10 protein-coding genes are annotated in these 19,287 nt (G+C 29.7%); 4 read left to right on the top strand and 6 right to left on the bottom strand.

Features of this window, described 5'->3' with window-relative positions; all coding sequences use genetic code 11:
- The first annotated feature begins 100 nt into the window (after positions 1 to 100).
- Entirely contained in the window at positions 101 to 664 is a 564-nt protein-coding gene (locus QF004_RS09315) for a nucleotidyl transferase AbiEii/AbiGii toxin family protein (protein WP_307425429.1), read from the top strand.
- Between the two features lie 199 nt (positions 665 to 863).
- On the opposite strand, the gene QF004_RS09310 is transcribed toward QF004_RS09315, so the two are convergent.
- The 6 genes from QF004_RS09310 to QF004_RS09285 form a co-directional block, all read right to left on the bottom strand.
- Positions 864 to 1,880 carry a hypothetical protein gene (locus QF004_RS09310; protein ID WP_307425419.1) on the bottom strand — a complete coding sequence of 339 codons (1,017 nt, stop codon included), beginning with the start codon at positions 1,878 to 1,880 and terminating at the stop codon, positions 864 to 866.
- 55 nt (positions 1,881 to 1,935) lie between these two features.
- Positions 1,936 to 4,770, bottom strand: coding sequence for a phospholipase D-like domain-containing protein (locus tag QF004_RS09305; RefSeq protein WP_307425416.1), 2,835 nt, complete (start codon positions 4,768 to 4,770; stop codon positions 1,936 to 1,938).
- Between the two features lie 2 nt (positions 4,771 to 4,772).
- A complete protein-coding gene (locus QF004_RS09300; RefSeq protein ID WP_307425413.1) occupies positions 4,773 to 6,350 on the bottom strand; it encodes a hypothetical protein in 1,578 nt (525 codons plus the stop codon).
- Between the two features lie 57 nt (positions 6,351 to 6,407).
- On the bottom strand, positions 6,408 to 9,029 hold the full coding sequence (locus tag QF004_RS09295) for a P-loop NTPase fold protein (RefSeq protein ID WP_307425410.1): 2,622 nt from the start codon (positions 9,027 to 9,029) through the stop codon (positions 6,408 to 6,410).
- A 490-nt stretch (positions 9,030 to 9,519) separates the two neighbouring features.
- Positions 9,520 to 12,450 (bottom strand): type I restriction enzyme HsdR N-terminal domain-containing protein, encoded by a 2,931-nt coding sequence (locus QF004_RS09290; protein WP_307425407.1) that lies wholly within the window; start codon positions 12,448 to 12,450, stop codon positions 9,520 to 9,522.
- Between the two features lie 24 nt (positions 12,451 to 12,474).
- The gene (locus QF004_RS09285; RefSeq protein ID WP_307425404.1) at positions 12,475 to 15,459 is read right to left on the bottom strand and encodes an Eco57I restriction-modification methylase domain-containing protein; all 2,985 of its coding nucleotides are present in this window, start codon (positions 15,457 to 15,459) and stop codon (positions 12,475 to 12,477) included.
- 749 nt (positions 15,460 to 16,208) lie between these two features.
- On the opposite strand from QF004_RS09285, the gene QF004_RS09280 reads away from it, so the two are divergent.
- From QF004_RS09280 to QF004_RS09270, 3 genes are read left to right on the top strand one after another with little or no spacing between them, the layout of a single operon-like run.
- A complete protein-coding gene (locus tag QF004_RS09280) occupies positions 16,209 to 17,393 on the top strand; it encodes a hypothetical protein (protein WP_307425401.1) in 1,185 nt (394 codons plus the stop codon).
- Positions 17,394 to 17,435: 42 nt separating this feature from the next.
- On the top strand, positions 17,436 to 17,789 hold the full coding sequence (locus QF004_RS09275) for a hypothetical protein (protein WP_076387980.1): 354 nt from the start codon (positions 17,436 to 17,438) through the stop codon (positions 17,787 to 17,789).
- The gene (locus QF004_RS09270; RefSeq protein ID WP_307425394.1) at positions 17,786 to 19,282 is read left to right on the top strand and encodes a relaxase/mobilization nuclease domain-containing protein; all 1,497 of its coding nucleotides are present in this window, start codon (positions 17,786 to 17,788) and stop codon (positions 19,280 to 19,282) included. The genes QF004_RS09275 and QF004_RS09270 overlap by 4 nt, the downstream gene beginning before the upstream one ends.
- The last annotated feature ends 5 nt before the right edge of the window (positions 19,283 to 19,287 follow it).

Raw genomic sequence — 19,287 nt, 5'->3', positions numbered from 1 at the left:
GTTTCCCACATTCCAACAAAATTTCAACAACGACAACAATAAAATATTAACAAAAAACTCTACTTTTGAGTGTGCCTAAACAAGGGAAGATTACAGTCCTATAAAACCAATTTTAGTAAAAATCAGAGAAAAACTATCCCCATTTTTAGGAACAAAAAGAAAAATTGAAAACAGTATCCATAACAATACCGCAACCTATCGCTTTGAAACTGAAATTTCGCCAGTAATTCAGATGCGATTAAAAATAGAAATCAATTGCAGAGAACATTTTACCGTTTTAGGACTTCAAAAAGTACCTTTTGAAGTAAAAAACGGTTGGTTTTCTGGAAAATGTATGATCAATACTTATCATATAGAAGAATTACTAGGAACGAAATTAAGAGCATTATACCAAAGAAGAAAAGGAAGAGATTTATTTGATTTGGATTTGGCATTATCAAACCTCGAAATAGATACAGAGAATTTAATCAAATGCTACAAAGAGTACATTAATTTTTCAGACGGCGTAAATCCAACAGGCAAAATGTTTCTGATCAATATGGAAGAAAAAATGCAGGACGACGAATTTAGAAATGATATTTTTACAATTTTAAGACCTGGAGTGGAATATGATAATGATTTGGCTTACATAAAACTTAAAAATAAGATTACCTACCAAATATAATGAAAATCTAATAAGTAATAGCTTTTAGGATATTTTATGTAAATAATTCTGAATTTGCTGTAGTTGCTAATAAAGAATAGGGGTAGCTGTTTTTGTTTAAATTTATACCAAACTGATTAACTAAAAACACATGAAATTTCGCAATTTATGGATATATCAAAAGTTTTCAGCCTGCATTGTTTTCAGTATTGTGTTTGAATTATTTATTATAATCTGTATTATTAATTTCCATGTAACCCATTATCGCGGGATGATTTGATTCTGGCAAAATTGCAATACAACAATATTTTCTTCTTACTTCTAATATTTTTATTTTCTGACCCTGTTTTATTACACTTATAATTTTAGAATTCTTGTTCGGTTTTAAAAATAAATTTGACGATACGGTGCAATGAAAATCGCCTAAAATTAATAAATTGCTGCTACTTTTGGTTTGCCGGTCTTCGTTTATATTTTGGTTTTTTAGGATTTCCTTAACTACATTATTTGTTTCAATAACCAATTTTTCATTACCCGCATTTAATGGATTGTAAAAAATGGATAAAAATGAAATAAGACCCATAACTGCGTTTATATAAGTAAACCATTTTTCTGTTTTATTTGGTTTTAATTCACTTACTGAATTTTGCAAATCAATTAAAGTCTGATTTATTTGTGAAAAATAAATTTGATAATCAATGACTTCATTTTCAAAATAAAGTTCTGAAACTGAATTAATACTATTTGCTACAGACGTAACTATCTCTAATTCTTCAATTTCTTCATTTTCGTCTATATCCTTCTCATTAATATCCTGTAAAAAAGATTTTGTAAATTGAGTGAATGCAGGCAAAATTGGGTTAAAACTTTTGAATAGTTTTTCATTATAACTTTTCGTCAATAATTCTATATTTCCTTTAAATAAGAATTGAGAAAAGGCAAAGGCATCGGTTTGCTTATTAATGTTTTCTGTTATTCTATGAATATGCTTTAATGGATATAAAGCAGTTTCAATATTTTTCAAGGAATCATTTTGAAAACTTTTTGACCAATCATTATTTATAATCAAATTGATCCGTTTTCTTGAATCAAAAATATCCATTATATTGAATTTTTCCTTCCAGTTGCTTTGCATCTCTGCAAATTTTTGCATTGTGGAATTTCCTGCAAAAGCAAGATTCATCATTTTCTGTGTTTCATTATTTCTTTTTAAAAATAAATCTAGTGCATTATCCATTTCAAAGTTTATTACGAGTGTAAGTTTCGTAGCAAGGCAAAATTATCATTTAAAACTAATTATTCATCTCATATCTCAAAAAAAACACAGGCGTAAAGCCAATAAATATATTTTCAAAACCATAAATTCCTTTTTCAACATTGTATGCTCCTAAAGGACTTTCAAGATTTACTGTTTTGTCACTATAGAAATGATTCACTTTTGCAAATCCATAGCAATGATGAAATATGATTTCATTTTCACTAAATCGGTTTAATTCGCTTTTTAATGATTTGACGTCTTTTTTATATTGTTGAAACCATGAGAGATATTCGGTGTATAAATCTATAAGTTCAAAAAATCGTTCATCCGTTATAAATGAGCCCAAATTTAATTTACCTATATAAAATTCAACCTCTTTCTCAAAAGTTTCAAAATCTTCATTTGCTCCTAAATAATAGAATATATTCAATAAGAGTAGTACTTTAGTATGGTAATGCGCTGATGTCCAATGATAATTTAAAATCGAACATATACTCAGTAACTTCAATCTTTTATTCTTTTCAAGCCAAAGTAAATTATCTTTTTCATCTTTAATATCTACTTGTTTTGTCAGCATCAATAGATACGTTGATAAACCATTTCTCAAAAATGAAATGATACTTTTAGTTTCAAATTCATTTGTCCAAAACTTATTGCTGAAATATGGGTGGTTGATTTTTTGAGTGGCGGTTTCATCTGCGTAAATAATCTTAACAAATTTATTTGGTTTTAAATCTTCTAATATTTGATTTACCTTTTTGAAATTAATGCTAAAATTTATTTCATTCTTTAAGTTTCCTGCTTGACTTTCTTTTTTTATTAATAAATATTTATTTTCAATATTTATTAATTCATTAATGTCGTCATATCGTAATCTAATCGTTGAACGATCCTCGGAATATACCTCACTTCTTTTTTTCAGAATTATGTGAAAACCAATTAATAGCGCATTTAACTGATGTAAATTGGCTAAACCTTCGGATTCTTTGTTATTTAAAATTTTTAAATGATTTGATTTCTGTGGTAGTATTGATTTTATTATTTTTTCAATAGTTCTTTCTATCTTGTAGGTGATTCTCAAACCAACTTCAAATGTAACTTCTCGTCTTACTGATTCCACCGATTCCGGCTCTCCAGTTAATCCATCAAGACCTGCGGCTAAAGCGGCATCTTCCGTACTTTCAATAATTTGTTCAGCAGAGTTATTTTCAAAATTTAAACTGTTAAGAAATTCTTCTATTCTCGAAGTACTATAATGATTAAAATTTTCTGTTTCTATTAGATTTGAGCTATTTTTATTAAATTCTTCTTCTGAAATTGTATCTACAACTTCTTCCATTTCGTTTTTCACCTTTCCTGCAATATTTCGGGAAACATTATTGGAATTGGTAAAATCTGAACTGAGGAAAATAAACTCAAATAATTCTTGTAACTCAAAATCCCCAAAATCATCAAAACTTAAAAAAGAATTTAACTGCGCTCTTCTCTCATCTGGATTTGTCGGCAATAACAAAGATTTGTGATGGATCAAAGCATAATTTGATATTCTCACTGTCAAGCGATAAATAGACGCGCGAAATGGCTTTAAAACAGCTTGGTTCTCAATTGAAAAAACTGTTTCTTTTTTTAAAGAATTGATGCTTTGATTATAAATAAGTAAACCATTTGCATCTTCAATTTTTAAATCTACTTTTTCAGCAAAATTATTCTCCAAATAGACCGTCAACTCATTACCGTCAATTTCTGCATTTTTTATAAAAACTAAAAACTCTGTTTGAATACCTTCTTTTTGATGAATTTGATTTGATAATTCATATTCTTCTAACTTATAAACTCCCCTTTTTGGAAAATTAATTCCTAATTCTTTAAAATAATTTCTCGGTTTATTACTTCTCACTAAAATTGACATTTCTGCATTGACGGACTCATTTGCAGAGATTCCAAAAGCTTCCCTGGTTGCATTTGCACTTCCAAATAGAAAACAAGTTTCGTTATCATAATCGAATTGAATTGCCTTTGCGTGAAGTCGGTTTTTACAATACTTTTCAGCTTTTTCTATTTTATTCCAATCAGAGTATTCAATTTTAGTATTTTTATCGAGTTTGTAAGGAATTGAACCAGACAACGGATCTATGATACAATGTATATTTTCTGGTTGAAAATCTTCGATAATAGACTTTAAGAATGAGCCATTCGTGTTGTAATAGGGCGATAAGATTTTGATACTTCTTGGATTTTTTGGCAGTCTCGCAAGCAAAGATTTGTAAATACTCTCATTTTGGTAAGTAGACACTATTTCAAAAATCTGATCCTTATCAGCAATCAATTTATTGCTAAGTGTTTCCTCTAAAAGATTTTTGTACCACTCAGAATTTTCTTTGATCCAACCAAGTTTCAAGATATTTGTGCCTGATACAAATTCTTCAAACTTCTTTAAATATTCTGACACTTCTTTGAAAATTGATTGTGTGGACTTATCTGTTTCTGTAAGGTGAAAACTGCCCCAAATTTCTTCATTTGAACTTAATCCAGAACTTGTCAAATTTCCAGAACCAACGGCAAGAAAACCTTTTGTTTTTCCAAATGCCATTAAAATTTTTGGGTGAAAAGCGCCCGTCATCTTTACTGGAGTAACACTGTATCCTGCCTTAGACTCGAGCAAATCACTACCTGTAAAATGACTTATTTGTTTGTCAAATTGGTAAGCATCTACATAAATATTTATATTTATAATTCCCGCCTGTCTTAATTTTGGCAAAATTCTTTGCTCAAAAAATATGAAATCGAAGGAGAAACAAGTAATTATACAACTGCGGTATTTCCTTTTATCAGAACCCAAAAGATCTAAAACATTATATCTTTTAACCATCTTTACAAGGAATTAAAAAGATTTATACCAGTCGCTGATAAATCATTTCTATCGCCATTCAAAAGTTGTAATTCGTTCATAAAATCGATTAAAGTATTTAGTCTAGGAGAAGAGTAAGCGTAATCTACATCATCGATAAATCGAATAAATCCATTTTCCCGAATAAATTTTTCAGTAGATTGTGTATCATTCATTTTTTTTAGCGAAACCCATTGATGCCTAATGATAACATACTTTTTCAGAAAATATTTAACAAAATCATTTAGTGATAAATCCTCACTATTTAATAAAGATGCTACTGAAGAAATAAAACTACTATTCGAATTTAATTTATAAATATTTGTGCGGATGAATAATTGGGGAATTTCATTCTCATTATTGAAAATCAACTTTTTTATTAGTAAAATATTAAAACATAATTTTTCGACATTATTATTACTCTTCCTTACTTTTTCCACAATTTCCTCTTCTTCTAAATCAATTATTTTTAGATCTTTAAAAGTTTGATCTTTTGAAATATAGTTTCCGTTGAGGAAAAAATTAATGATCTCTGTTACTATTTCATCAAGAAGTATTTCTTCATCAATCCAATTTCCTTTGCTTTTATCATTTAAAATTTTCAGAAATACGGACAAAGAACCTGTACAGGACATATGCCAGAATTGTTCAAGTTGATAAAAGTACCACAATGAAAAAGTTTCATCATATTTTTCCTCAATTTTCCCTTTTGCGTGATAAGCATCGAATGTTAAAGTATAACCGAAAAATTGTTGATCACTTAATTTAATTGTTTCTAATAACAATTGGATAGTGCGTTTTCGAAATAAGGTTACCTTTTCTTGCTTTGGTTCATCATTTCCTGTAATTAATTGCCAAATAAGTTGGTGTTCATTTGTTCCTAAAGGAATTTTTAACATATAGAAAGGTTCGGAAAACACCACAAGATCTTCTTGACTGACAATTCCTTTTTTCATCACTTCAATAAACAAATTCGCAACCTCACTTCCCAAATTTTCTTCAAAAGCAGTTGCCAATTGATAACCCGAAACCTTTTCACCATCCTCAAATTTTGTACGGATAAAACACTCGCTTTTTTCATCCTGATCTGCAATAAGAAAAAGTTGCTTCAATGAACTCACATAATTTTGCCCAAAAATTCCTCTTGGATTTTTCCAATAGGTTCCATCTTTTTTAGTTTGCTTTTCCCCTGTTCCAATAGTTAAATCAAAGGATGTTATCGAATCATCATATAGTTCCAAAGCTTTTGTAATTCCACCAATACCTTGTACACCATTTTTAGCCGCTAATAATGATAATATAAATTCTGCTCTTCGCAAGTGATCGAATTGGTCTTTCTTAGTCGCTATTCCAACGTGTTTTGCGTAAGAGTGAAAAAACCAGCAGTAAAAAGAATAATAACGAATTCGATCTGTCACATTGTTTAAACCTGGAAGAAGCAGGTCAAAAGTTTTCCCCCCGGTGTTTAAAAGTCCTAGAGGATCTTGTCCGACAATATGTGATAATGGTTCTCCTAAAAATGGGGCAAACATTTTTTGCTCCTCAAAAGTTTTTACGCTCATTTTATGTATATTGGAAAATAATATTTGAATTTTTTTTATAAAATAAGTTTAGCAGTCTTACTCAATATTTCTCATTCTGGATCTTTGCAATTTTTCTAATGCCGGCGTGTAGGTAAAATTGAATTCAATGTATTGTTTTGTACGATTCACCTCTTTTGCGAATATTAAAAATTCTTCCAAAAATTCTGAAGGTTTTGTAAGCACACGCGTTAAATCTTCCGATTCAAGATAAGTAATAAAATTATCGTATGATTCAAACAACTTTACGGGCGCTTCGGTTGGAAGACCAACTTTAAAAGAATGTTCATCTTCGCCATAGGATGATTCAGGACGTACACAATTTAATAAAAACTCATCGAAGTATTTTGGGATAATGTCATAAATTAAATTCTGTTTATTTTTCTGAATTATTTTATGAAATGGTGACCATGTATTCGGATTGTCTTGTTTCCAATCTTTTACTATACAAAGCCTATAACAATGCCAAAACTTATTATCTATACCCTTTATAAGTTTTGAGTTATTATCAAAGCAATAACATAAATATTCTTCCATTTCATTCCTATTAAAAGGAACATTTACATTTAAACTTGAACCACTTCGATCATACAGACGCTTCACATAATCTGTTTCAAAATCATAAAATTCGCGTTTTTGATAAAAAACAGATTTATAAAACGATTTGAGTTCATTAACGCTTTCATATTTAAAACGTTCAACTACTAAATTTTTATAATTGTCCATGAAACCATCTAGTATATCAAAATCGATTCCTGAATATTTATCGTGTTTTACTTTAGATTTAAGATTCGCAATGTAGAATAAACATGCAATAAGGTTTTCATAATTTGCTCTGCTTTTTACATCTTGTTGGATATTTATTTTATAAATGAATAGCACAAGTCCGTTCAATTTATCTTTCTCATAAGCGGAGTTAATTATTTTTTGTTTGGTAACAAAATCGACACCCATAAATTCTTGGAATGCTGCATGTGTAAAAGCAGATTCAGCTATCTCATCTTCAAAATATTTAAAGTAATTATTTCCATAAGAGATTGAAAGTGCCGAATCAATATTTCCATAAGTAGATTTATTAAATATTTTATCACAGATATTACCGATAATTTTGATGTCAAAATCTGTGTATAATTTGGTTGATAATACATCTTCTTTTAATAAAGAATTATCAAAATTTTTTCCAAATGTTGATAGATTATCTTTTTTATCTTTTTCCCTTAATTTGTAATTAATGTACTTTCTTTCGCCACTGAAAGCTGATTCTTTATTGTCTAAATAATAATTTCTATTAAATAATAATCTGTAAACATCATAATAGGAGAATTTAAGAAGTTTAATAAGAATAAAATCTGAGACATTCACATCATCTTGTAATCCGTAAATACTTATCTTAAATTCATTAATAAACCTCTTTGTATTTCTAAGATTGTTTAAGGAAGTAAAAATTGATGATTGTTCGAGATAAATAAGTATTTCATAACTTTCAAATACGCCATCTATTTCTATTTTCTTTTCAGGCAAAATTTCTAAAATACTATGTTTTACAAAATCATCAATCTGAGTTTGCGTTATTGGTGGTAAAGGAAATTCTTTTAAGAAAATCTTCTCACAGTATTTATCGGCGAAAGGGATATTATTATTTTTTAACGCTTCAATTAAATATGCCTTATCATAGCCGACAACATAGTTAAAAACATCGAAAGAAGCAGTATTACGGATTAGTTTCAATACCTCGAACACTTCGTTCGGTTTTAATCTATCTAAATCATCAAAAAAGACAATTACTTTTTTATCTAATCTATTTAGAATGTCATTAACGTTGGCAAAGCTATCTGATAAACTAGTATCTGGAATAATTTTTAACGCATTTAGCAAGGTTTCGGTTGTTGTGTTTTTACTGACAGATAATACATTATTTCCATACTTTTTTACTTCTTTAGAAACATCAAAGCTGTGTATTCTGATTTTTTTTTCTACCGTAGTGAAAAAGTCTGTTATAATTGATTCTACAGAGATATTTAACCAACTATTAAAATGAACGACAATATATTTATCATCATCATTGAATTTGTTTTCAATTATGTGCATGAAAGAAGTTTTACCATCTCCCCACGCTCCAACAATACCAATTGCTAAGGACGATTTTGACTTATAACCCTTTATTAATCTATATACCTGCAAAGCTTTTTGTTTACGATTTAAAATATCATCATCGGGATGAGTGATTGGATTATCATCATGAAAATCAGATTTTACATTCTGTCTGTCTTTTTCAGTAATCCAAAAACCTAATTTTAAAATTATGGGAATTGTTCCAATTATAAATAAAAGGTCAAAATATTTTGCTTTTTCAAAAGAGTAGAAACCTACAAGCTGATTTTTGTAAGTATAGCGTATAACACTATATAATAAAATGATTAGAAAAGAATAGATGACATAATTAGCACTTAAAAAAAAGCGAATTTTTAATTTTTGAAATACAATATAAAATAAGAATAGTGTGAATAAAGCAAATAGACTATCTGAAATCAAAGATTGGTTGAATTTCACCAAAACGATATCAATAATGTATTTATGATAATATGGAACAAAAAAATCTTTAAAAAGATAAATGAATATCAATATTAAAATTATACTCTTATTTTTATAGAAATATTTCATAATTCATTAATGTTTACTATATTTTTGTAATAAAGCTTAGTTTTAATCCTGCTGATAAATATAAATACTTAATTTGTACTGTTCATATGATTTTAAATGCTCTTACTAAACCAATAATTTTTTGGGTTAAAATGGCTTTGCCTATTAAAGTTTTTCTATTGGTTTGATAATAAATTCTATCAAATCAACCTCAATAATTCCTGCTTCTACTTCTACTATTAATATTCCAATTTATGGATGAAAAATCAAAAATCTGTCTTTCCTTGGCTAATAATTATATCGAAAAAACCAACGGAGAATGAGATATACAAAATCAGTCGAAAATAGTTTGCAAAGCCACAAAAATTCTTTCCTCGCTCTCATTCCAATTGAAGAAGATATTGATCGACGAAAATTTCAATGTCATATTTTGAAAGTAATTCTGCACTTTTCATTTAGTTTGCTATCATTATCCATATTTACTAATAATATGAAAATTTCGTCTTTATAGTTACTTCCTTTTATTCTCCTTAAATAGTAGTGCCATATCATCATCTAAAATTTTATAAATCCAGTTTCTTAATATAGAAAATTTCTCCACTTTGGATGTATTAGTTCGGTCGCTGTCAAAATAAAGAATGTCATCTAATGAGAACGGTCTTAAAATTGAAATATCATCTTCTTCAAAAGCTGAACGAGGTCCAATCACCGAATTAGTAGCGTTTTCACTATAAAACACTTTTATTTCTCCAGATTTAGAGGGGCGAATTCCAAATGTTCCCCATTTAAGAATATCTAGATCTTTCATATAAAAAAAGTATTCATGAGGACAGTCATTATAAAATTTGAATTGATGTTTTAATGTTGGAAAATTTTCTTCAACAAATGCTTTGTAAGCTGGTTCCAATTGCTGGAAAAAATTATTAATGTAAAGTTTCGCTTGATCACTACTGTATTGTATGATTCTTACTCGATTAAACTTAATTTTCATATCACGTTTGTAAAACTCCTTTGTTTCATCAACCGTTTTATCTGCATAGGGTAAATGATGCTTCGAAAATTCGTGATAACCCCTATCCAATAAAATATTTACAATTTTATGTAGTTCCTCAAAAACTCCAATATCACCTCCAAAATTTAATTTGGGAATTTCAAGATTGTTTTTAAATGCATTTTCAACTTCCTCTTCAACCTTTTCCGTAGAAAAATCTTTTCTATTTGTATAATGAAAGTATGCTCTAATTTTATAAAGTCTGTCTTTTAATTCATGTAAATTAATAGGGTAAATCAAATCATACCTAGGTAGATGAAAGTCATTAATATCTAATATGTACCCGAGTTTTTTATTGTAAAAATAGATTATCACTGACATTTGTTCTTGTAGAAAAATGTCACATTTATAGGTAGTCAGTTTGCGTTTTCTTATAACTTCATCTAACTGCTTAAAAACATTTTGTTTAATAATTTTACTTTGATCTGCAATTAAAAAAATTGAATTACTTCCAAAAATAGTATTGGCTCCTTTTTTAGCAAGTTTATCCCAATCAACATTTGAATAAGCGTCTTTTAGATCTTCAAATTGAACACGATTTTCGCAATCTGATTGCAGATGACAGAGTGCATAACCATCTTTTTTGATTAGATCTAATGGCAATATTATTCCAATTTTTCCGTCAGTTCTTGGATTAAATAGTTTCTTAAATTTTTTAAAATTTTCCTCTAAATAATTGTCATAATTGATGACGTATTCTAAAGCCTTTGCTTTCTTAAACCGTATTAAAGTATGTTTATGAGAACTGCTAGCATTAGAAATATAAAAGTCGATTGCACTTTGCCCAATGTAATTTTCGTAAAATGTTGTAAGTAAATTATAAAAGTCATTGTCAGTAAGTTGATCTAATTTGAAAGTATGAAAACAAATTATGTAATCCCTTATTTTGGAATAGTAAAAATTTATGTTATAAGAATCTTCCTTATTCGACCTTATTAAAATATTTCTTGCAAACAATTCCTCTGGAAGTTGTTCTTCGTCAGATAATTCTAGCTTATCGAGCAGATTATTTACATCAAGACCTTCATCTTTATAAGTTTCCAAAGACGTGTAACTTTGATTTATTATGATATTTCCAATTTTGGAAAGGATCCTTAGTCCAGAAATTATACCTAATTCAGTTTTTTCAAGAGATTTTCTAAGGTAAGTTTTGATCAAATCTTTGTCATTAACTTTATCAGGAACTTCGCAATCTTTATATACCTCACTAAATATTCGTAAAAAAAAACCATTTCGTAAGTCCTTTTGCAGTTCATCAGATATTTGACCTTTAAACTTGAAAGTCTTTTTATACAGTGGAATTATTGTATTGAATTCGACATCATTAAAATCTTCGAGTAAAAAACCTGGTGTATTACTAATATGGAATTTATTTAATTCTTCAAATAAATGGGTATGCGTGCCGTTGATTTTTAAAATCTTTTCCCAAATACTCGTTTTGCAACTTATACAAATCTTTACCTTAGTCAAGTTTCGACAGGCGAGGGACATTTCACTCAACTCTAATGAAATATCGGCATTTCTACTTTCATCAATTGCGTCAATAAATATTACAATATTTTTATTTATGAATAATCCAATTTCGTCCAGTTTTTTTAGCACAAGATCGCTTGTGCTTTTACCGGAAAATACAACATTTAGATCTTGAGCAATATGTTCTAATGGTGATTTATTTATTATGGAAGCATTGTAGAAAAAGACGAAATTAGATTCTAATGTTTGCAAAGCCAAAGAGCAGATTGCATTTGTTTTTCCAACGCCAGCAGATCCAACTATACTATAAGCCTTTGCTTCAGAATTAAGGAAATCATTAAAGTCAAACAATAAATTTGGTCTATTACAATACAATTCTTTTACAAATTTAGAAGTAGGATCATCAACACTTCCTATTATCGGACCCATTCTATTTAAAACTTGCTTTTCGCAAAATAGTCTTAAATTTTCTGGTGAGAATGAAATGAATTTTTTTAGTGCTTCATATCTTATTTTTAGTTCTTCATCAGTGGAAAGTGTAAAGCCATTATTCCAATAATCAGATTCTTCTGAGATATTTTTTCCCGTTAATTCTTTTTTTGAAATCGTATCGAAAATTCTAGTAATTTTTCCATTTGTAATTATCGTGAAGGGTGCAATTTCATCTAAAGCACGTGCATAAGATATTCCTTGCTCAATATCATTATCTTTAATTGCAATAGAATCATTTTTCAGTTCAATAATGAAAAGATTTTTGCTATTTTTTTTACAAAGAATGTCTGATCTACCTTTAATTGTATGATTAGTTTTTCCTAATCTTATAGAAAAAGATGTTTCTAAAAATAGTTCGGAATTATCAAAACCTAAATCTTCTAAAAATGGTAAAAGTAATTTTCCTCTAATTTCCTCTTCGTTCATTAATAATATATTTTGATTTCAAAATCATTTATTTTCCACAATGCCAATCTCCTCCTCACTCAACCCATAAAGCTCATAAACCATTTGATCTATTTCCTTATCTGTACTTGCAATTTTAGATTGTATTTCTAATGCTTTGCTTTTTTCTTGGTCAAAATACTCTGCCCATTCTGCTTCTTCGGAAAGGGAGAGTTTTATTTTTTGTTTGCTTAATTCTTTGATGAAATCTGCATAAGAGAGATTGTACCAATCTTGCAGTTTTTTGGTTAAGTTTAAATTCTCAAATTTTCTTTCGCAGGTTCTTTGGAATTTTGCTGAAATTTCTTGGAGCATTTTGTTGAGAGAAAGCATTTGATCTGCTTTTTCGATGAAAGGTTTTTGGCATTCTGAATCAATATTTCTGATAGGTAATTGCTTTATATCCTTTGGATTAAGTTTTGGAAAAATCGATTTTGAGAAATTCGAGCATTTTTTAGTAGCAAACCAACTAATCAAATTTGAATTTGCGACTGATAAAATGAATAAAATATCAAACTGTTGAGATTTATTTAGAAAAGGTGTTATACTATGACCATAATAACTTTCTTGATCTGTAAAAACTGCCTGAATTCTTTTGCCTGAACCAGGGATTTCTCTAAAAAGAAGTCTTGCACCATTAAAAAATCTTGCTTCTCTTGGTGCAGCTAACCATGAACCATATTTCAACCATTCATCCCCGTAAGTTAATTGATATCTATTAAGAAATTTACCATCTAACCATCGACCGCATGTTTCATCAGTTTTGCTTTTAACATGATATAATCTATTTTTAATTACTTCTTGTGATTGTCCTCTATAGCTATCATATGGTGTTAATCCTTGAATACATTCACCAATTTCATCTAGTAAAAGTGATCCATTTAAAATTTTATCTACAATGAAATTTATTTCATCTGAGATTTCAAACTCTATAAGAAGATTATCTGTACTTCTCCATCTATCTTTTGAGATTTGATTTACTTTTATATCTTTTTGAAGAATATTGATTGGTAGACTTGAATTATCTTTTCTTAAAGTTAAAACAACAGAATTCACTTTGACATCTTGGAAAACATCTTCACCCCAAAAATTTAATTCTAAAATATTAGAGTGTTCAAGTAAAAACTTTCGAGAATTAAATGATTTATCTAATCTTAAAAACAATTCTGGAGTAATATAAGATAGCATCCCGTTTTCTCTTAAAATTTCAATACCTTTTTCATAAAAATAAAGGTAGCTCTCAAATTTGTATTGATATGTTTTAAATTTATCAGCTATGAATTTTTTATGAATCTCATTAAAACTAGCGCCATAAGGAGGATTGCCAATCACCACATCAAAACCACCTTTTGCAAAAACTTGTGGGAATTCTTCGTTCCAATTAAATGCTTTTTCTCCGGCAACAGCGGGATCATCTATTAAAGAATTCCCACACTTGATGTTGTTATTCAAACTGTTCAGTTTTCGGTTTCGTTCTGCAGTTCGCAACCAAAGTGAAAGTTTTGCAATTTCTACCGATTCTTCATTTAAATCAACTCCAAAAAGATTGTGTTCTAAAATACTTTCGCTGTGATAAGAAAATATAATAGGAACATTTCGGAGTTTTGCTTCCAGTTCATCAATGTATTGGTGTTCTTTAATTAAAAAATTCAATGCTTCATTCAGAAATGCTCCAGAACCACATGCAGGATCTACAATGGTAATTTGCAACAACCAAGCTCTGTAATCATCTAACTTATTGAGCAGATTTTTAAGGGTTTTCTGTTGTCTTTTTTTATCGCTGGAATATTCTTCCTCTACAATTTCGAATTCGGTTTTCTTTTCTTCGCATAATTTACCCACCGTATTTTCTACAATGTATTTGGTAATGTATTTTGGCGTGTAGAAAACGCCGTCTTTCTTGCGTTTGGATTTAGACTTGTCAATTTCCTGTCCTTCTAATTCTGCTTTTATTTCATCAATTTCATTCAAAGAATTTTCGAAAATATGACCGAGAATATTTACATCTACTTCACTTGCAAAATCATATTGAGAGAGTTTATAGGTGTGTTCATACAAGATTTTATCATCAATTTTAATATGATCCAGAATTTCATCTTCTTTAAATAAACCACCATTGTAAGCATAAACTTCTGGATTTGAGCCCGAATTTAAATACTCGAAATTTTGTTTGTAACGGTCATAAAGCGGAAAGTAAGCATCTAAATCTTTCAACTTATTCCAATCTCCAATTATTTTTCTAATGTAATTTGGTGGCAATAAACCTCGGTCTTCTCCAAAAAAAAGAAAAAGCAAGCGATCCAATAATTTTTGCGATTTCTGAAAAAGTATTAGTGGATCATATTCCGGATTAAGCTGCGTTAAGTTTTGAAATAATTCCCTTTTGAAAACCGAATAATCTTTGTACAATTTTTTCGTGATGATGTCTTCTTGGTTCAGCGATTCATCTTTTAGTTTTTTTGGAATATCATTTTTAATATTTTCAAATGCCAAAATGAGATACATTAAATTGAACTGATCTTGCGATAATTCAAAGAGATTAAACTCTATATTTTCAATGGCATTATCTACATAAAACCTCAATTTTTCGAAGTTAGAAGTAATGACATATTTGCAATTTTCCTGATTATTTTTGTACCCAAAAGCTTGATCCTCAATTTTGGATAAATCTGTGGTATTTGTTCCTTTCAGCTCAATGATTGCAATAACTTTATCATTAATGATAATGGCTCCGTCTGCTTTCTTACTGTCCTTTATATTCTTGTATTCTGTAGTAAGGTTAAAGTTGTGTGCAGGATTAAGTTGATATCCTAAAATAGAAACAAACAAGTCTCTCAGAAAACCTTCTTGATATTGTTCTTCTTTACTATTTCTGATGTTTGCCTGAATAACAGGATTGTGAAAATGCGCACGAAATAAATCCCATTGTGTAATGAGATTTTCAGGATTTTGAGTTTGAAGATATTTGGAAAGAATCGTTTTCTGGAACATATTTAAAATTAGACAATAAAAATAAACAATTGATTTCCTTTCGGCAAATTAAGTTTGAAAATAAAAAATCTTTAAAGTTTGTTAAATTATTAAATCAAAAATCCAATTCAGTATTCCAACCTACATAAATTAATATAGGGTCATTTAGAAAATTCTATCCTTTTATTGTTGAAACCTGCGCAAATCAAGCACAGGTATTTTTCTTAAACTTGCGTAATTTAAACATAGATGCAAATTATTGAATGCGTAAATAAACTGTAGGTTATTGCGTAAAATAAACAAAGGTCAGTTCCAAAACCTAGGTAAAATAGTAACAGCACCTGCCTAAATTAAATATAGGTTTCCAATTAACCTGCGTAAAATAGCGCTACGCCAATTTCTTTTCTTTTTTAAAAGCAATCGTTTCTAACTTGATATAAATCAATTGTTTATCAGTTTTATAAATAGTTTTTCAAAACTCTTAAAAATAAAGTGGTTTTGAATAGCAAGATGTGTCTTTGTACCCACAACTTTTCAAGTTGGGTTACAAAGACGAATCTTGCCTTTTTGCAAAAGGGGAAAAAACTTCGGAACTCGTTTTTTTTTGTGGAAATAGGAGGCAAATGCCAGAATAACCCAGATTACTCTTTTTTAGACTTTTTAATTCAAATCTGAACCCAGATTAATCGTTTTTAGCCCAAACCATTGATACAGTGTTGTTTCGTATGTGCTGATTCCTCAATTTTGTCCTGAAATTAAAAGTCAAAAATATGAATCGAATACTTTATTTTCTTTTGTGCTTAATTACCCTTTCATTACAGGGACAGGTCGGAATAAATACACAAAACCCGGAAACAACTTTTGAAGTTGTTGGAAAGCCAGATGATTTAAACCACTATGATGGCATCATTCCACCCAGAATTACCGGTGATCAACTAGCGGCAAAATTTTATTCTTCTACAAAAAAAGGAGCTATTGTATTCGTTACTTCAGTACCCAATAATCTTGCTGGTCAGGTAATTAATGTGGTGGTAGGAGGGTTCTATTATTTTGATGGAAACTTGTGGAAAGCATTTGAAGATGATACTCTTGAAGATGTAGTTGGACGGGGAAACTATTCTCCAAAATATATTTCATTTATCGGAAGTGCAGCAAATCCTTTACGAGATGGAGCTTTGGGAATGAATGAAAATACCTACTCCATGTATTTCGGAAATATGAATCCCAACCATACCGGAAATTACAATATAGGATTTGGTTATGGATCACTAGAAAACATTACAACTTCAACTTATTCAACCGCTATTGGAAGTTTTGCAGGACAAAAAACAACATCGGGTAATGCCAATTCTTTTTTTGGTGACGAAGCAGGAACTAATAATACAGTCGGACATAAAAATTCCCTGTTCGGAATGGCTGCAGCCTACCACAACAAAGTTGGAAGTTTCAATTCCATATTCGGTTACAAAGCAGGACAATTCAGAAATCTGGGCAACTATAATATTCTTATTGGGAATAGTGCAGGGTCATCAAGTGGTACAGAACCTGTCACAAATCTTGGGAACAATAATGTTTTTATAGGAACAGCAGCTGGTTTTGGCGAACTCAATCTTAATAACAAACTCATTATTCATTCCAATAATTCTCTCCGTGCAATTGATTATAACTCGGTAACATCGGACGGAGTTTTCATTAATCCAGGTTTAAGTTCTCTTTCGAATGCGTTGGTAACGGGTGATTTTTTAGAACGATGGTTTAAGTTAAATGGAAAATTAATAGTCAATCCATCGCAATTAGAGAGCGGAAATGAATACACTAAAATAATTGTTTCTAAAACAGATGGCACTTTTGGTTGGGAAGAAAAAAATTCACTGCTTTCAGTTCCAATTCCTCCAAATTCAGGTAACTATTTATTGAAATCAGTTAGTGGAGTTATGCAGTGGATCCCGGAATGATAGAAGGAAAAAAGGTTTAACAATTTTATTGTGCGATATAAAATGAGAGATGATACCGGTTCTATAAAATTTCGTATTGAGAAAGAAAAGAAGCAATTCTGGAAAAAGTTTTGCGATGAAAAGCAAATCACTTTAACCAGTTTTATTATCGATTCTGTAGAAAACAGGGTTTTCGATAATGAGCGGAAAGAGATTCTGGCATTCATGGAAAAGCAAGACAATTTATTTATAAAAATACAAACCAACATTAACCAAGTAGCCAGAATTGCAAACGGACAGAAATCTATAAGTGATGTCGAAATGGAAAAATTTACGAGTAAGATTATACAATTGACAACACTAAAAAAAGAGCAAAATAAAATTTTTGAAAAGATTTATTCAATGCTTGCGAAATGATCGTAAAAATTATGCCGGCGGCAGGTTCAAGTTTTCCCGGAGTGAATTACAACGAAAAAAAAATAAACGGTGGAAAAGGAGAATTGATGATGATGAAAAACTTTCCTTCTTTCATTAATGGCTCAAGCGGTCAGCAACAAGTGAGAAATTATTTACGAGCCATTTCTATTGGAAATAAAAAGATTGTAAAACCTCAATTCCACGCCATGATTTCGACGAAGTTTAAGGAACATTCCAAAGGAGAACTTTCCGAAATCGCAGAAAACTTCATGGTTGAAATGGGATACGGAAAACAGCCTTTCACTGTCGTTTTTCACAATGATACTGATCATAACCATGTTCACATCGTTTCGACAAGAGTGGATAAGACAACTGGAAAAAAGATCAACGATAGTTTCGAAAAACTAAAATCACAAGAAGCGTTAAATAGAACACTTGAAAAACTGTACGATCTTAAACGCGATGAAGAACTTGAAAAATTATTGAATTATAAAATCAGCACGATCAACCAACTGGAAACTCTGCTTGAAAGAAGTGATTTTATTTTGATTAAAAACAAACTGGATGATAATGCCTTTGATGTCCTAAAGAACGGAGTGACAAGAAAGACGATTAATATCAACAATATAAACTTTGGGAAGAATAAGAATGACAGCAGGAAAAATCAGATAAAAGCAATCTTATTGAAGTATAAAGATATTCATTCAAACAAGGTGTTTAAGGTTGAAGACAGGAGAAAACAAATATCAGTATTACCTGCAACAAAAAATAAATTGGGAGAAAATGAACTCAAAATAAAGTTAGAATTTGAAAGTGAACTGCAGCAGAAACTGAGACAATTATTTGGAATAGACCTCGTGTTTCATCATAAGGATAATCATCAGCCATTTGGATATTCGTTGATCGATCATAGATCCCGGAAAGTCTATAAAGGAAGCGAGATATTAAAAATGAGTGAACTATTTGAGTTTACCGAAGAGAAAGTTGATAAGCGTTTTTTCGAAGTATTGAAAGATTTTACTATTCCTAATAAAGAATCAAAATTGATTTTATTGGAAATTTTTAATAAAAATAATCTGGAAGCGAAGCTGCACGATTTTATGCTTTTTGAAAACAGAGTTAAGAAAGATCTTGAAACTTATAGAGAAATCCAGAGCGAAGTTAGAGATCATTTAAGAAATAATACAGACAAAAAGAATGATGAAGATAGCGTTTCGATTATAAAAAGTGTAAGTAGACAAATCTATGCTATTAGCACAAAACACCATTTTGTTGGTGAACTGCAGAGTTTGATAGGAGAGAAAGAATATCGAGGATTTTTAAATTCAGAAATGGGAAGTGGTGAGAAATCAGGATCACAATCCGAAAAAAATTCCAGAGGAGAAGTGATGAAAGCAGTAGATGAAATGCTATTTGAAATAATGAAGATTTCTGGAACCGCAAAAGATCCTAGTGAAAACGAACTCAACAGGAAAAGAAGAAAACGGAAATAAAAAAA

It is taken from the genome of Chryseobacterium sp. MDT2-18 (assembly GCF_030815285.1).
Taxonomy (GTDB): Bacteria; Bacteroidota; Bacteroidia; order Flavobacteriales; family Weeksellaceae; genus Kaistella; species Kaistella salivictor.
Note: the sequence above shows the minus strand (reverse complement) of the source record. Positions and strands in the feature narration are given on the sequence as shown.

Coding starts and splice junctions, on each gene's coding strand:
- QF004_RS09270 (WP_307425394.1), top strand. CDS start 17,786: ATGATCGTAAAAATTATGCCGGCGGCAGGTTCAAGTTTTCCCGGAGTG.
- QF004_RS09280 (WP_307425401.1), top strand. CDS start 16,209: ATGAATCGAATACTTTATTTTCTTTTGTGCTTAATTACCCTTTCATTA.
- QF004_RS09310 (WP_307425419.1), bottom strand. CDS start 1,880: ATGGATAATGCACTAGATTTATTTTTAAAAAGAAATAATGAAACACAG.
- QF004_RS09275 (WP_076387980.1), top strand. CDS start 17,436: ATGAGAGATGATACCGGTTCTATAAAATTTCGTATTGAGAAAGAAAAG.
- QF004_RS09300 (WP_307425413.1), bottom strand. CDS start 6,350: ATGAGCGTAAAAACTTTTGAGGAGCAAAAAATGTTTGCCCCATTTTTA.
- QF004_RS09290 (WP_307425407.1), bottom strand. CDS start 12,450: ATGAACGAAGAGGAAATTAGAGGAAAATTACTTTTACCATTTTTAGAA.
- QF004_RS09285 (WP_307425404.1), bottom strand. CDS start 15,459: ATGTTCCAGAAAACGATTCTTTCCAAATATCTTCAAACTCAAAATCCT.
- QF004_RS09305 (WP_307425416.1), bottom strand. CDS start 4,770: ATGGTTAAAAGATATAATGTTTTAGATCTTTTGGGTTCTGATAAAAGG.
- QF004_RS09295 (WP_307425410.1), bottom strand. CDS start 9,029: ATGAAATATTTCTATAAAAATAAGAGTATAATTTTAATATTGATATTC.